General features: G+C 41.3%; 13 protein-coding genes. 7 read left to right on the forward strand and 6 right to left on the reverse strand.

The features are described 5' to 3' along the window. The first annotated feature begins 110 nt into the window (after window positions 1–110). The 3 genes from H6G08_RS27115 (at window position 111) to H6G08_RS27125 (ending at window position 3,054) form a co-directional block, all read left to right on the forward strand. Window positions 111–1,100: a hypothetical protein gene (locus tag H6G08_RS27115; protein WP_190548709.1), complete on the forward strand. Its 990-nt coding sequence runs from the start codon at window positions 111–113 to the stop codon at window positions 1,098–1,100. Between the two features lie 167 nt (window positions 1,101–1,267). Next, on the forward strand, window positions 1,268–1,486 hold the full coding sequence (locus H6G08_RS27120; protein ID WP_190548711.1) for a hypothetical protein: 219 nt from the start codon (window positions 1,268–1,270) through the stop codon (window positions 1,484–1,486). Next, the gene (locus H6G08_RS27125) at window positions 1,486–3,054 is read left to right on the forward strand and encodes a helix-turn-helix domain-containing protein (protein ID WP_190548713.1); all 1,569 of its coding nucleotides are present in this window, start codon (window positions 1,486–1,488) and stop codon (window positions 3,052–3,054) included. The genes H6G08_RS27120 and H6G08_RS27125 overlap by 1 nt, the downstream gene beginning before the upstream one ends. A gap of 424 nt (window positions 3,055–3,478) precedes the next feature. Here H6G08_RS27125 and H6G08_RS27130 read toward each other — a convergent pair whose 3' ends face one another. Beyond that, window positions 3,479–4,678, reverse strand: a complete 1,200-nt coding sequence (locus tag H6G08_RS27130) for an RNA-guided endonuclease InsQ/TnpB family protein (protein ID WP_096648249.1) — start codon at window positions 4,676–4,678, stop codon at window positions 3,479–3,481. A gap of 520 nt (window positions 4,679–5,198) precedes the next feature. Between H6G08_RS27130 and H6G08_RS27135 the strand changes: the two genes are divergently transcribed. Further along, complete coding sequence (locus H6G08_RS27135; RefSeq protein WP_190548715.1) at window positions 5,199–8,903, forward strand: hypothetical protein; 3,705 nt, start codon at window positions 5,199–5,201, stop codon at window positions 8,901–8,903. A 125-nt stretch (window positions 8,904–9,028) separates the two neighbouring features. Here H6G08_RS27135 and H6G08_RS27140 read toward each other — a convergent pair whose 3' ends face one another. Further along, window positions 9,029–10,642 carry an AAA family ATPase gene (locus H6G08_RS27140; RefSeq protein WP_190548717.1) on the reverse strand — a complete coding sequence of 538 codons (1,614 nt, stop codon included), beginning with the start codon at window positions 10,640–10,642 and terminating at the stop codon, window positions 9,029–9,031. Between the two features lie 245 nt (window positions 10,643–10,887). Between H6G08_RS27140 and H6G08_RS27145 the strand changes: the two genes are divergently transcribed. The 3 genes from H6G08_RS27145 (at window position 10,888) to H6G08_RS27155 (ending at window position 12,277) form a co-directional block, all read left to right on the forward strand. Next, entirely contained in the window at window positions 10,888–11,538 is a 651-nt protein-coding gene (locus H6G08_RS27145) for a primosomal protein (RefSeq protein WP_190548719.1), read from the forward strand. Window positions 11,539–11,709: 171 nt separating this feature from the next. Continuing rightward, window positions 11,710–12,141, forward strand: a complete 432-nt coding sequence (locus tag H6G08_RS27150) for a hypothetical protein (RefSeq protein WP_190548721.1) — start codon at window positions 11,710–11,712, stop codon at window positions 12,139–12,141. Next, window positions 12,131–12,277 (forward strand): hypothetical protein, encoded by a 147-nt coding sequence (locus H6G08_RS27155; protein ID WP_190548723.1) that lies wholly within the window; start codon window positions 12,131–12,133, stop codon window positions 12,275–12,277. Before H6G08_RS27150 ends, H6G08_RS27155 begins: the two co-directional genes overlap by 11 nt. 78 nt (window positions 12,278–12,355) lie before the next feature. On the opposite strand, the gene H6G08_RS27160 is transcribed toward H6G08_RS27155, so the two are convergent. From H6G08_RS27160 to H6G08_RS27175, 4 genes are all read right to left on the reverse strand, one after another. Further along, window positions 12,356–12,904, reverse strand: coding sequence for a hypothetical protein (locus tag H6G08_RS27160; protein ID WP_190548725.1), 549 nt, complete (start codon window positions 12,902–12,904; stop codon window positions 12,356–12,358). Between the two features lie 189 nt (window positions 12,905–13,093). Then, a complete protein-coding gene (locus H6G08_RS27165) occupies window positions 13,094–13,876 on the reverse strand; it encodes a DUF6753 family protein (RefSeq protein ID WP_190548727.1) in 783 nt (260 codons plus the stop codon). 81 nt (window positions 13,877–13,957) lie between these two features. Next, entirely contained in the window at window positions 13,958–14,728 is a 771-nt protein-coding gene (locus H6G08_RS27170) for a P-loop NTPase family protein (protein WP_190548729.1), read from the reverse strand. 45 nt (window positions 14,729–14,773) lie between these two features. Next, window positions 14,774–15,340, reverse strand: a complete 567-nt coding sequence (locus H6G08_RS27175; RefSeq protein WP_242046288.1) for a hypothetical protein — start codon at window positions 15,338–15,340, stop codon at window positions 14,774–14,776.

Genomic DNA, 15,340 nt, shown 5'->3' on the forward strand with positions numbered 1-15,340 from the left:
ACGCAAATTAAATAATGTGTATACAAAAACATCTGTTAATCGCAGCAGAGTTCAGTATACCTCTAGTTTAAACAAAGACTTTAAACCTTGTCAGAGGAAAAAACATATCAATGTCATCCTCTAGCTCTGCCATTAATTTGGATAAACTTAATCTTCTTACTTCCACACCCGATTGTGAGCCAGTGGATTTAAAGAAAGACCATAAGCAAAACAACGCTAATAGTCAAAATATATCGGACATGGAAATTATTAGCGAAACTGAGACGCAAGAACTAAGGAGGTTAGAAGCTACAGTTGAACGTGGATTAAGAGCATTTTGGGAAATAGGACAAGCCTTACGCCAAATTCAAGATCAACGTTTATATCGGCAAGACTACAAGAATTTCGAGGAATATTGCATTAATCGGTGGGAGATGTCACGGCGTTCGGCTTATCAACTGATAGAGGCAGCCTCGGTTTATGAAAATGTGCGCCATGGCGCACAAATTCTTCCCGCCAATGAGCGCCAAGCCCGTCCTCTAACAGTACTACCTCCCGAAAAACAACGGGAAGCTTGGAATAAAGCAGTTTCTACGGCTCCAAGTGGCAAAGTTACATCTGTCCACGTTGCCCAAGTTGCTAAAGAATATCAGCAAGGTAGTGTAGTAACCAAATCTAGGAAAAAGAAAACTCCTAACCAACAACAATCAACTAACAACTCTACAAAATCAGTTGCGCGCAGCTGCTGGAACTGTGCTCATTGCAGCCGAGAGTTTGTTGATGATCCCCAAAGCTTCTATTGCTATCAACTGGGGAAATTGAGCTTTATCGAAAAGGACGGTAATCAACGGGCAGCTGAATGCGAATTCTGGACTCATCGATGGGCAGAGTCAGATGAAATCAACAAGTCTCGGCCACCATTACAAGAAACCTTTACCTTAACTCTACAACTGCCTACATACTTGCAGCCATTAATACAAGATGCTGCCAAAGAATCTGGTTTAGTTGTAGTTGACTGGGTTGCAAAGCTTTTGAAAGCAGCGGTTCTCAAAAAAGAGACATCCCCAAATCCGCAGATTCATCAGAATATTATCGATGTTCAGGTATCAGAAATTACTTAAAAAAGGCAAGGCGAACTCAAGCACGTCTGTGTTCGATGTAATGCAAAACAGAAATTGTTGTCCTAAAGCCTTAAACAGCCAACAGAGGCGCTCTTCAGCCTGAAAAACTGATTCTAGCGAGGATAGTTACAAAACTTGGTCATTACTGCCATGTGGCAGTACAAACTTTGCTGTTTGCTTTTTCTTTAGCAAATTATATGATTTTGGTTTCGTTTATGGGCAAACAAGCAGGCATTCCTAAATACAACTCAAATCATTTACAACTGTTGGCATTGAAAGCAGTATGGCTTAATGCATTAGATAATACCTTGAGAATTATCCTGACATTTACTCCTCACCCAAATTCTCAATCGCATATCTTGCGTGGCTGGGGAGGGCAACCCTAATGTCGGTTAAACAGGATAAAATAGAGTATGGTAACCCTCAATCATTAAACTATCAACTAAGCATTTCTGGGTTAGAAGTACCACCAACAGCAAAAACAAATAAGCGTCTTAGAAAACCAAAAAACCTTCCTTTTACAAAACCACCTCTGTTTACAAGCAAAAACTACGAGATGACCGCAACAGGCGCACCAATTGTTAGTGCCACTCAAGCATACCTTAAGCACCCAGACTGGAGTGAGTACAGTAATGGCAGCCTTTACTTCCAAAAACCATTTGGAAAGGGTCGTTATATTGAGTTTTACATTCTTCATAAACAAGAGCATCAACCGCAATACATCTTAGACCGCGCCGAACATCAAATTCTGGAACAATATGGTGTAATGGCAGCAAGGCTTCATGCTGTGTTCGCCACATATGCAGCAGGACAAGCAGAACCTTGGAAACAACCATTTGTGTTGCGAGGTTCAGAACTGATCAAAACACTGAAAATATATAAAAGTAAAAAACTAACAAAATCCCAAAGACTAAAAGCGATCGCAGACTTAGCTGTAGTAGTAGGGACCTTGGGTGCAGTTATCCACTGGTATGAAGGAGAGTTAAACCTTTGCATCAAAGAACGTTGCTTGCTTTGGATGGTGAGCGTACAGGAATATAGTCAACCAAATTTGTTCGGGGAAGATGATGATCTTTGCGAAGTGATAATCCGCGTGCAACCAGGTCTTTGGACTTACAATTTCCTCAATTCCCAAGGTGAGCAGTCAAAAACCGCTCTGTACCAGTATGGATTTATCCCCAAGCAAGTTTTTGATCTAGATCCACATCAACAAAAACTAGCTACAAGTCTAGCATTGTATATTATTCAGAATAGTCGCGCTCACAAGAATGGTGTTTACACAGTTCATAGCTTATTGAGTAACGTTTTGCCATCCTATCAAATTGAACAAGCAATTAATGATTATCGTTACGGCTGGAGACTAAAAGAAAATCTGGAAGAGGCATTACTAATTTTAAAAGATAAGGTTGGTATCAAAATAGACTTTGATGATAAAACTTACCCATTATGGCTCAGACCTTTATGGGCAATGCCGGATGAACTGAGTAATTTATCTGCAAAAGAACGAAATCAGGAGCTTCTTGGAACTAAAAGATTGCCAGATAACTATATTCAAAATGTTTTGTTGCCTGCAAAGTTGATTTTGAAGGTGTCAGTTCAAAGCCAAAATCATTTGAGTAAATTTGAGACTCAAAAACAGCAAACTGCTCAAGAAATTTCTCAACATGAGACAAAAAATCATAATGCACACACCATAGTCAGCACCTATAAAATAGTAAAAACACATTCCCAGGCACAGGCTACGCCACAAATTTTTGAATTATCTCAAACAAGCGAACTTACTGGGGCTATTTTACGGCAGATTAGAACAGCCAAGCGCATAAGTCAAAGGGAGATTGCTCGTGCGGTAGGGATGAGTCAGAGTTGGGTGAGAGATATTGAAACTGAGGGTAGTGATAAGGTAGTTGCAGAGAAGTATGCTGTAAAGCTCAAAGAAGTTTTGGGTCTGGTCTAAGCTAGCGTATTGACTTTATGGGAAAATGCCTCAAAAAAGTGCTTGCAAATTCTGTGTCGTCTAGACTTAAAGAGCAGCCCCAACCATTAGATTGAGCGGCATAACGACCCAAGCTCAGCGACGACGGCTCCGAATCAGCCGGAACAGTCGGATGAGGACGAAACCCATAATTCCACCCCATAATGGCGCGCCGATGTAAGGGGGCAACCACACACCCGGTATTGCCAGCACCTGGGCCACCATATACCACCACGGCTTCGATTCACCGCGCATACCCCAAGCAGCCATAATAAAAGTAAAGCAGAACAGAGTATATGCAAACGCGCAGAGCGGAACAAACACCCAGTAAGGCCACCGCGACGGTCGTGGCAGAGGAGGCTGGTTGACATCCTCACCGCCCTAAAAGTGCGGTGATTCCCAAACCTCACGATTCGGGTTTCTGTTTCTTTCCCCTTCGACTGCGCTCAGGGGATTTTCGCAACTGCCCTTTAGACTTATGCCTATCAGGTCTTATGTTCGCTCCACAGACTGCAACGGTGTGTCCCACCGCCAAAATGTTCTTAGCTGCGTTGATATCTCGGTCGTGATGCGTCCCGCAGTTGGGGCAATCCCATTCCCTGATATTCAACGACAACTTTTCCACAACGTGACCGCAATGCCCACAGCGTTTAGAGCTAGGAAACCATCGGTCAATCTTCACCAAGGTTCGACCATACCATTTGGCTTTATATTCCAGTTGCCTCACCAACTCGCCCCATACTGCATCACTGATAGCACGAGCGAGTTTGGGATTCTTGACCATGTTCTTAACCGCCAAATCCTCAACCACTATCGTTTGGTTTTCACGAATCAGTCGAGTTGTCAGTTTGTGGGTATGGTCTTTCCTGGAGTCGGAAATTTTAGCTTGAATCCGAGCTACTTTGAGTCTTGCTTTGTCTCGGTTGCGAGAAAGTTTCTGTTTTCGGCTCAAAGACTTTTGCGCTTTCCTCAACTTTTGATAGTGCTTGTCAAACGCTTTGGGATTAGCAATCTTTTCACCCGTACTCAGGGTAACAAGACTACTCACTCCAACATCCAACCCAACAGCACTATCGACTGGCTGCAAAGTTTCGTCAGTTGGATCATTAATCCGCAAACTAACAAACCATCGTCCAGAAGGCTCAAGTCTAACTGTGATGGTGCTGGGTTCACACCCCTTTGGAAGTTGCCTAGACCATTTAATTGGCAATGGTTCAGAACACTTTGCCAAGTAGACTTGTCCATCCTTCCATCGGAAAGCAGACTTGGTAAACTCTGCACTACCTCCACTACGTTTGGTTTTGAAGTTGGGGTATCTTGCCCTACCAGCAAAGAAATTAGTGAAAGCAGTTTGCAAATGTCTCAAGCCTTGTTGCAGTGGAACGCAGCTAACCTCATTCAAAAATTCCAGTTCTTCGAGTTTTTTCCATTGCGTCAACATGGTGGAGGTTTGAGCGTAATCTACTCGCTCTTGTCTCTCATACCAAGCCTCGGTTCTCGCAGCCAATGCTCGGTTAAAAACCAACCGCACACAACCAATCGTCCGGCGCAATATTTGTTCTTGCTCGGTGGTTGGGTAAAAACGGTAGCGGTAGGCTTTTTCCATACTTCACATTTTACCATGTTCCGTGTAAAGCCGTCCTATAAGGACGGGGTTTCTACCCAAATTTTCGATGACTGGAGGTTCACTTTTGGGCATAGTTTTTGTTAACGGTCTAAGGTAGGCTGTTGACTTTAATGGAACTACACAAGTATTAGCCCGATTTTTTGCTGCGAGTACTCAACCCTCACTACTCACCTCAAATTACCCCCCCCCATGTGATATTTACCTTCTGGCATGAGGGTTATTTTGTCTAACACCATTAGACAGTAAGGCTTTTCGCTGAGTACTCAAACACGCTAAAATTAACGCCCCCTCGCGTGATAATAACGCCCCCTTGTGTGATAGTTGCTTTTTTCAAACGCTTATACAGCAAGCTTTTTGACGAAAAGTACTCATCTGATCATATTGATCTATATATATAGTGAAGTACTAAATTAGCGAAAAAAGCTAAAATGCTATTTTACAGACGCACGTAAATCTCATACATGGGAAATTCACACTCCCGCTTAAGTAAGTTGCGTCTATGAAACGTCAGTACACTAGCAAACGCAATCCCTGTCCCATCTGCGACAACCATCACGGCTGCGCCATCCCTGCCAATGGCTTAATTGAGTGCTTGCGGAGTTTTAGCCAACAGGATGCACCCACAGGTTATCGCTTCATCAAGTTGCTACGTAATGACATGGGCGGTTTATTTGTTAAGGACGACAGCAGTCACTACTCTCAAGAAAAGAAACTAGAATTTCGACAGCAATACCACTCAGGCAATAGCAAGGTCAAGCAGTGGTTGAGTATAGAGAAACGCAATAAACTATTCGGACTGCTGTTGCAAACATCTGTGACAACTTTGAGTACTCAACACGCCTTGCATCTACAAGAGAATAGGCAATTGAGTACTGACGAAATTCACTGGCTAGAAACGTTAGGTTGGCTAAGAAGTTGGGAACCAGGTCTTTATGCTCCCCTTGGCATAACATCCGACCTCCCTGGCATTTCCCCCTTTGGTAAGCTTTTAGGCAGGGAGGGGATAGCGATCGCAGCCCTTGACCCTGATTTTCAAATCACTGGCTTTCAAATTGCCACTTTGCGTACTAACCCCAAATACATCTGGCTGAGTGGTATGAATCAGGGAGGAACGGGACCGCAATTACCAAATGGAGAATTACCACTATTTTGCTGGAAACACCCCAATACTAAAAGAGCGAGAGTAGTAATTCTCTGTGAGGGGGCGCTTAAGTCTCTACTCACAGCAATTTTCTTATGGCGTTCTGGACAAACTGACATTGCTGTCATCGGTACAGCCGGTGCTGCTCATTACGGTGAAAAAACCCTCAAAGATTACCTCAAACGTTTGCGTCCTAAAAAAATTCGCCTCATGCCTGATGCTGGAGCAGTACTCAATCCTCATATCACCAAAGCTAATGAAGAGACATTACAACGATGCTGTTCGTGGAGATATCATCTGGTGGTGGGCGATTGGGGGCAATTAGAAACTAAAGCGCATTTGGACATTGACGAATTGCTTGCAACAGGTCGCCAAAACGAAATTAAACTGATTACCAGTGCTGCTTACCTCAACCGATGCCATATTCATCACCAAATCAGAAAACTACTCAAAATCGATTCATTCCATCGAGTAGAGGACAAGCTGATTGAGTTGCGTCCAGCCCTAGACTCTACAGAAAATTTGGATTTAATCCGCCAGTATGCCAGAGGTGTTGAGTACTGCCGCAAAGGTGGATATGAAGTAGCCGTAACTTGGAACAACGATACGCTACGACCAGAAGATTTCTTTGCCCTATGTCCAGAAGCAATCCAGAAAGCTCTTGCTGCTGTAGATAGAGAATGGGGAATGCTGTACAAACTCAAGCTGTGGTTTCGGCGAATGGTGGAGCGTTATCGACCCAAAAACGGTTTTGGTAAACAAAATCCTGTACACCGAAGCATAGACCACATAGAAGGCGAAAACATCACTCCTCGTACAATTGAGTACAAACCAGGGAAGTTACCTAGATGGGGTGACTTTGAGCATCCACCCAATATAATCTTCAAGAAAGGTCAACGGTTACAAGTTTACAAGGAAGCCATTGCTGCCGGGTGGAAACATATTTTAGACAAAAGTCCCACGGGAACATCCAAAAGCTATGATGCAGGGATTGTTCAGCCTGAAACTTTAGGGGTAGAAAAACTTTGGTACTTCACTACTCATGCCAGAAATGTAACCACAGAAACTATCGAACGTAATTACAAGTATCTGGATGTTCGCAATTCAGGAATGGTATGGGACTCCACACCTAACGGTAAACAATATTTGAGATGGCCTAAAAATGGAGAACTCGCTGACACACCAGGGAACTGCCATCGCAGTTCCATCTTTGCAGCCTTACGGAACAAAAATATCTCAATTCAGGAAGGTACAGAAAATCCAGTTTGCAGTACTTGCCATTTACTCGAAGCTTGTCGTTCTCTGACAGGTGCTGGGTTTGGACATCGCTTTATGCGAAGAGAAGCTCTAAAGTGCGATCGCATCCGCGCTCATCCTGATAGCGCCCCTGGTACTGATAACTTCGATTGGTCAAATAGCGGTGTCTTCTGGGATGAAGCAATGCGGACAGTACAACCAATTACTAAGATAGCTGCTAGCCTCAAAGACTTAAATCAAGTAATTGCCCACATAACTGTCTACTACCCCCAAATCAATACTCAGTTGCAGCCGATGTGGATGTTACTGCGTCAATGCTTGACAGGAGAAATCAAGCAACCATTATACGGGTGGAATGATACAGCCGTGCGAGAAATGCTTGGTGAATTACCAGATAATTTAGATGAAATCATCGCTGTGGCTACAGAAATTTTACATCCCAATTTAGAACATCTATTTAATACTACTGGGGAATATGGAGCCAATCTCAATGATTTACCTAAAACATTGCGAAAACGTTTTGGTGAAAAAAGCTTTGAAATCACACAAAAAATTCAGCAAGATATTCCTCTAGATTGGGTTGTACCATTTTTACAAATCTGGGGTAGACAAATCCCAGGTAATTTCCGAATAGAACAGGGTCAGTTACTCATTTCAATTCGTAATGAAAGGCATATATCAATAGCACAAGCTGCTACTTGGAATGTTTATCTAGATGCGACAGCTTCTCCTGAATACTTAGCATTGTGGATGGGCATTAATAGTGAAGAAATTTTAACTATAGAGCAAGAGGTATCAGTAAAGAAAAATTTGAAAATTATTCAAATCACAGGACTAGGACAAGTTTCTAAAAACCGCACTGACTATTGCCAAAGTAGAGTTAATGCACTACGGGCAGAATTATCAGTAAAACACTCGGATATCAAATTCATTGACTTTGTAAAATTCTGCCAAGAAGGTGATGGTGGTTGGTTTAGAGATAGTCGAGGGTCAAATGACTTTAAAGATGTATCAGCTTTAGGCACTTTTGGCATTCCCTACCAAAATATTGGCTCACTAGAAGCACTTTATTTAACTCTGTCTAATAGAGATTTTAGTTCACAATCTACTATTGATAGTCAAGAATTCAATAGCTTTATAGATTGGTCAACACAAGCTGAAATTAGACAGTGTATGGGACGATTACGAGCGGATAATCGAACTAAAGAACAACTTTACTTCTACTTCTGTGCTGACTATGACCTTAGCTTTATTAACCAGAAAATAGAAATTATTAACGCTGCTTCAATCACCATTGAAGCAGGTTCTAAAGATGAAAAATCTTGGTGGAAAATAAAGCAGTCAGTTAAAGAACTTTGGGAGAAGGGACAAAAAATTACTCAATCCACAGTTGAAGCAGTTTCTGGTATTAGCCAAGGATATATTTCTAAATTAGCAAGTGAGTTTGGTGGTTGTTGGAAAAAGTGGCTAAAAATATTCCTATCCTTATTAGATGCTTATAATAGCACTAGGAATAATTCTGAACGTGAATCACATAGTTTAGAAGAAGACACTAATTCGATTGAGATTTACGTAACCTCGTTAGTTGTTGATTGGCAATTAAATGATGATTACTTGTCAGAAATCTCTTCTGATTATCAAAATTTAGATCAGCAGTATTGTCAGTTGATTTTGAAAACAACTACTTTGGAAATGCAAGCGAAAATTATTACTGTTTTACTTTCAATACTGCCTAAACCTTGGCATCAAGACTTTTTACTAGATGTGATGGGTCAAGCTCCGGATCTTACAGCAGTTTCCAGGTAATTGAACCACAGATCCTTGTAGGCAACATCCACAATCTTCTTGTAGATACAATAATCTTACTGGTGCCGTCTACCGCGTGGTCTATTTACTTGAAAAAAGCTGTAATTTCAAAAATTAGATTCGGCTCACCCAAATAACTCCCGGTGCTGATAAGCAAATCGAGAAACATCCTGACCAGCTACTGGTTTAGCATAAATAGCCTGATTGCGAATTGCCTGTATCTGTTCTGACTCTCGCTCCATAGCTGGTGTAAATTCTTGTCGCTGTTTTAGCAGATCCTCAAACTCAATTTTCCCAGGTCTACTTTGATAAAAAGACTCCTCAGCACAACGACGGACTGCATTACCAATTTCTGCTGGATTGCAAATACGATATTCTGCCAACAACCTACGCCATTGGTCATCATTCCAAGGTGAGTTATTGTTTCTAAATGCTGGAAAATACTTGGCTAGATGTAGATTGAATACTTCATATCTTGCCCCTTCATGGGGTAAGTCCATAAAAAAGATATCATCAAAACGACGCACTAATTCCGCAGGTAGCATTTCTAAGCGGTTGACAGTAGCAATGGTATAAACTGGCTCTTGATGCTCTTGCATCCAAGTAAGTATTGCAGCAGATAAACGCCGTGCTACACCTCCATCTGCATTGGAGTCCCAGCCAGCAAAGCCTTTATCAAAGTCATCCCAATAAAGTACACAGGGAGCAAGGGAAGTTACCAAAGCAATAAACTCTTTTAATGCTCTATCGGGATGAGAAGTACTCAATAGTACACCCCAATTAGCTGCTAACAGTGGCAATCCCATTTTCTTAGCCGCTAACTTGGCAGAAAGACTCTTACCAGTACCCGGTGGCCCCCAAAGTAGCATTCCAGTGGGAAACTTCAATCCATATTGCTCTGCTTCTGTTTGAAGTAGATAGGTAATAGTTTCCAACCTTTTCTCTAGTAAATCTAATCCCCCGGCTGAAGGTACATCCGGTTGGGAAATGTATTCTAAACCTCGTCCCCGCAATTTGCTAACTTTATGATCTAGCACTAATTGGGCGATTTCCTCAAGCTGTTCTGTAAAACCCAGACATTGCTGTAGTAGCATATTTATCTCGCCTATGGGTAAACCCTGACAGGCACGAAAGAGCGATCGCAGTGCTTCTGTTTTTTCTGTTGTCTTTAGGCTTGGATAGCGATCGCATTCCCCACAGTTCTTAAGGCGATGATCGCTACGCCCAACCCAAGTATCACAAAACTGCTGCACAACTATCTGTACCTGCTCTTTGTCTGGAAGTGGATTTGACAATATGGGAATAAAAGGCTGTAATTCTAGCGGTAGTTGAACGTAAGTTTCCAATAACACCCAGTAATGATGTTGTTTACTCCAAAGAGCTTGATGACAGGCATTGAGTAATTGATAGCTACATTTTTGACTGATTTTGCTACCATCACTCTCATTTAACACCCCCTCCAGTAAATAAATGCCTGGTTGATATTCTTCCAGAAGATACTGAATAATGTCCCCTTTTTTACCCCTGTCAGTTGACTGTAAGATGTACTGATCTTGATAGTGAATGAATTGCTGTAGTCCACAGTAACCAGGATTCCAGACAAAGACTGACAGAGAACGCTCTTCACCCCAATGATAAAACTGTTGTAATATTTGTATTCTGTCAGGCGTATGATACTCCAAAGCTACAATTGCAGTATTTTGGTCAGCCAGAGCAGGCCAGTCTGTTATGAATTTCATAAACCTGATTCTAACTACTTAACTTTCCCCTTTTAGAGCAATTTTTTTACTGGGACTTTAGCCACACGGATAATTATCACTAACGGGTTGGCTATATTTCTTACGTGAAAAAAAGCGCTCGCCTCCAGCACAGTGTTAATTTCAGAAACTGCTCCGCATAGGTTTGAAATTGGAAGTAAATGGATGTGAAAGCCGCGATTGCGGCAAGGAGGTGAAAAATTCACTTTATTAAAGGAAGCTGTAAAATGGCTTACGCAAAGCGCTCCGAAGGAATCGCTAAAGCTACAACCAATAACAACAATCGCAACGGAGCTAATGCTAAAACATCTGCCAAAACTAATGGTACATCTGCTACAACTAAATCAAAGGTAGCGAATGCTTCACCACAAGAAGAGGCATTAGCCTTGTTGAAAGAATTGCGGAATCTAATCTTCAAGGAATACGGCGTTAAATTACAGTTACGAGATTCCCGTGTTTCCACAAAAATCGGTCATGCAGCCCGTGAAAAACTCGGACTTGACATTGCTGCTCAAGTGAAAAAGAAAGGTGGTAACAAAAAGTTTGATTGGCAGAAATGGAATACCAAATTATTTCCTAAATTGTTTGGACAACCAGATGCACTCAAATATGCACCAGAAATAGTGGCAATTTTCATGAGTATGCTGTATGACACTATTAGCACTGATCCAGAGCAAGCAATAGCAGATTTAGTGGAATTCAATCGCGCCTCTCTGGAACGTCGTAATTCTTTCCAAGAACAAGAAGAGGAAGAACTTGACGATTTAGATGACGAACTTGACGAAGACTTGGATGAAGATGAGGACGATTTAGATGACGAACTTGATGAAGATTTAGATGAAGATGACGAATTAGATGAAGAAGATGAAGACGAATAAATAATTCCGGTTTATTCTCAGTAATTCACAGATAAAACTTGAAATAGCCATGTATTACCTCAAACAATACATGGTTATTTTTTCCTGGATTCAGTTAGATAAAAAAAAGATAAATTGCATCTTTCGATGCGGTTTTTATGAGAAAAATATAAGTATGAAGGAGTAAATCTCATGGTTAACATCAGCGCTCGCAAAACTGCCAAACCATCACGTAAAATTGAAAGGCATATTCCTGCTTTAGAACGAGTGATGACTTATCAGGAAAAAGTACACTTGATGGTAGTTGAAGTATTGCGGGAAGAATCAGGAAGAGAATTAGCAGCAGCAGCCAGATTTAACGGACAAGAGTTTGATTGGGACAAACATAATTCCCAATTCCGTAAGGACTATGTAAATACACCATTAAAAGAACTGGTGAATTATGCCCGCCTACTTTATGGCTTGAATAATCTTGATGAAATTCGAGATAGACGTGCTTCTCATAAAGCTGCTCGGTCTAAACGTATGGACGGACTCAATAGTTTAAATAGCAACTCTAATGACTTGATAAATGACGATTTTGAACAAGATGAAGATGACGAAGATATAGAAATTGACGATTAATTACGATGCCCTGAATTATCTAATTCAGGGCATCGTATTTCCCGCCCGCATCCGACAAACAGAATTGAATGCAGTACGGGAGCGGCGCAAAGCTCATAAACAACAACGTAAAGCTAGATGGGCTGAAGCTTCTTAACTACCTGCTGGCTCTCACAGCAGCCCCACTAAAATGGAGGGTAACTTTTTTGCCCACCCACCCTCAACCGTAAAAGCTTTATTTTACCGAAGATGCAGCTTCGCACCCCACCCCACCAAATGTTGTAATTGTCCGACTGGAAAGTTTACTGGTCATTAACTCATAAATCTGCTGGTTTGAAAGTTGAGTTGGCTTGACTTCAACTGTGGGTGCAGTTCCTCCCCTGTTGACTTGAATAATGGAATTAGCCCAATAAAACTGCTGCTGGGAAGGTTGGGAATAAACAGGATAACAGCCTTTCGAGGCGATCGCCAATTTATGCTCTACGCTAGACACTGATGGCAGAGAAATACCAGTACGAATTAATTTTGCTTCTCCTACTGGCCCCCACAAACGTAATTCTTGATTGACACAACGCTTTCCATTTTTTAAAGGTGCAATGATGTTGCCACAAACTTTAACATCCACATCATACATCGGCGGATAATCAGGTACAATTTGAGCTTGTGCTTGAGTCGTATTCTTCTCATCCTTGTCACTAAGATTTACAGGAGTAGAACGGGTACAGGCTGTAACTGTACCTCCTATTACCAGCAGCCAAAGCCAGTTAACTTTGCGGGTCAACATCTGCTGAATCCTCCTCTACGATTGAGAACTTGACAAATAAGGGAACGCCAAAAAAACAATTATCCCAATTTCTGGACTCAACATGACTGTTCCTCCCTTGCTCCCCTGTCCTAAATGCGTACCCTTATGGGGAAGCAAACGACACTTAGCGTCTCGCAGGGATAGGATATTTTTTTACTTGAAAGTCCCTTAATTTTTGGGCTTAGATACAAATTGGCGCTGATTAGTAGGTGATATCCATAATGTACAGAACCCTGACGAGGCTTTTCTGCTACTTGCTCCAATTTGCAGTGTTACCCCCAAACGCTTGGCATCTTTTGTACAAGCAAGTTGACCGTTTTGGTCACGACTTAGCAAATCTTGATTCCATTGCATTAGATTGTGAGCAAACTTACCTTCATTACTAGTTGCCCATTCCAAAGCATCGGCTTGGGCTTGTGTTAGTTGGCGTGGGTCAGTAGGATCTAAATTACTGAATTGATACCAAGACGTTCCAGCTACACCTACCAGTCCACCAACTCCTGCTGCAATTAATAACAATATTCCCGCAGCAACTAGAGAGGGAACTGAATGAATAGCACGCTCAAATTCAGTATGTCTGATTAATGCTGTCACTGCCTGAGCGATCGCATTTTGCTGGCCTTTCACTGCTGTCTTTTCATATGTCTGGAGATGGTTATAAAGCTGCGTTTGCCACAGTTCAAACATTGCCTCCATTTCTTTGGGATTGTCTTCCAATAGCACTTGTAGCCTGCCAGTAGCAATCATCATCAGAAATGCTGGGTCGTCAGGGTCTACTCCAGTTTGAACTACTATTTCCCAAACCCTAGCTTTAAATGAATCATCTTTACCTCGAATGGCTAAATCTAGTAAAGTTGGGTAAGGAATTTGGCTCAGTCCTTTACCTCTAGCAGCGACTGAATCCAAAAATTCATCGTCTAAATCAAGTTCTTCTTTGTGAGATTTACTCATATTTGTATTTACTTTTAGTTAATTCGCCCCTTCCCACGCTCATTTGGTAATCTGGCTTGATGGTGAGAGATGTCATTAAGATTACTTTTTAGTAGCAACTTTTCTGTTGGCATTAGCATTATCAACTTTTTCGGTTGGGGAAGTAATAGAAGCTGCGGTTAGATTCCAAATTTTAGCTTTCTCAATTTCCTCAAAAGCTTTTTTGAGAAAATTGTGTAATCGCTGCTTACCTAATACACCTAACTCTCCATAATCTCTAGCCGCAGAAAAATTTATCAGATTAGCATCGAGGATATCCCGTTCTCGATAGCTAAACTTGGGAAAATTAATGACAGCTACTTTATAGTTTTTGATTAATTCCTGTAAATTCTTACGTCCATCTATGTGTCTCCAGTCATCGCATAAACCAAAATTGCGTATAAATATGTGCTTGATATTGTTTTCAAATCGTTCTAGAGATTGAATAAATAATTGAACACTGTCATATCCACCGCTACAAACAAACCATTTATATATTTTGACCTGATTTGTTCCAGTAATTTCTAGGATTTGATTACGCTCAATCCAGTCAGTTACTGCTGGGTAGACTTGAGCAGGCAAATTGACAATCACAGAAGTTGTGAGTGCTGAATTAAAAATTTCATCAGCATCATAAGCTTTACGCTCTGATTCGCTAAAAACTGCTTTTTTATGATTATTTGGGTAAAATGCGCCCACATCAGGATTACTTTGGTCTGCTTCTACCAACTCATAAGATATTTTATTGTCAATGCAGTATTGCACCATAACCCGTGCAAACAAAGACTTACCAACTCCACCTTTTTCACCATCAATGAAGTGAATTGCTGCCATCTTAACTCTCCTTTGTAATTTGACTAAATGTGCATTAATAAATACTTAAATATTCTCAAATATATTGTCTGTATCATCATAGAAAGACCCCTCGCCAGGAATGAAGGAGTCAGAATCAAATTTGTGTTTTGGCTTGCTGCTACCATTGTTATTACTATTACTACTACCTTTATTTTGGCTACTACTATGATCGGGATTACTGTGACTAGAATTACTTGTATCTAGACCGAAAATAGTAGCAAGCGTTTGAGGATTGGTTATAGTGCTTATAGGCATAGGCAAAACATCACTTGATTTATGTGGTAATCCTAGTTCTATCCGCAAATAAGCCAAATGTTGTTCCAAGGCATGACAACAAATCAACCCTACCCGACGTAGTTCTTGATCGCTAATATCTACACCTGTATCTGCTTGTGCTTTGTATGCTAAAGGCAACCAGCACATTCGTAATGCCTGCAATACCATCTCTTTGCTAGAACGCACTTCATCTCCCTGTTGCAAATATGCAATTAACTGCCCGTCTACCGTATTTGAGTAAGGATGGTAAGAAAATCTAAAAATTTTGCGCTGTCTATTAGTGTCATGATTTTCACGTAATTTATTATTAGTCAT

The sequence above is a fragment of the Calothrix anomala FACHB-343 genome, assembly GCF_014696435.1.
Taxonomy (GTDB): domain Bacteria; phylum Cyanobacteriota; class Cyanobacteriia; order Cyanobacteriales; family Nostocaceae; genus Aulosira; species Aulosira anomala_A.

Coding starts and splice junctions, on each gene's coding strand:
- H6G08_RS27115 (WP_190548709.1), top strand. CDS start 111: ATGTCATCCTCTAGCTCTGCCATTAATTTGGATAAACTTAATCTTCTT.
- H6G08_RS27125 (WP_190548713.1), top strand. CDS start 1,486: ATGTCGGTTAAACAGGATAAAATAGAGTATGGTAACCCTCAATCATTA.
- H6G08_RS27130 (WP_096648249.1), bottom strand. CDS start 4,678: ATGGAAAAAGCCTACCGCTACCGTTTTTACCCAACCACCGAGCAAGAA.
- H6G08_RS27135 (WP_190548715.1), top strand. CDS start 5,199: ATGAAACGTCAGTACACTAGCAAACGCAATCCCTGTCCCATCTGCGAC.
- H6G08_RS27140 (WP_190548717.1), bottom strand. CDS start 10,642: ATGAAATTCATAACAGACTGGCCTGCTCTGGCTGACCAAAATACTGCA.
- H6G08_RS27145 (WP_190548719.1), top strand. CDS start 10,888: ATGGCTTACGCAAAGCGCTCCGAAGGAATCGCTAAAGCTACAACCAAT.
- H6G08_RS27150 (WP_190548721.1), top strand. CDS start 11,710: ATGGTTAACATCAGCGCTCGCAAAACTGCCAAACCATCACGTAAAATT.
- H6G08_RS27160 (WP_190548725.1), bottom strand. CDS start 12,904: ATGTTGACCCGCAAAGTTAACTGGCTTTGGCTGCTGGTAATAGGAGGT.
- H6G08_RS27165 (WP_190548727.1), bottom strand. CDS start 13,876: ATGAGTAAATCTCACAAAGAAGAACTTGATTTAGACGATGAATTTTTG.
- H6G08_RS27170 (WP_190548729.1), bottom strand. CDS start 14,728: ATGGCAGCAATTCACTTCATTGATGGTGAAAAAGGTGGAGTTGGTAAG.
- H6G08_RS27175 (WP_242046288.1), bottom strand. CDS start 15,340: ATGACTAATAATAAATTACGTGAAAATCATGACACTAATAGACAGCGC.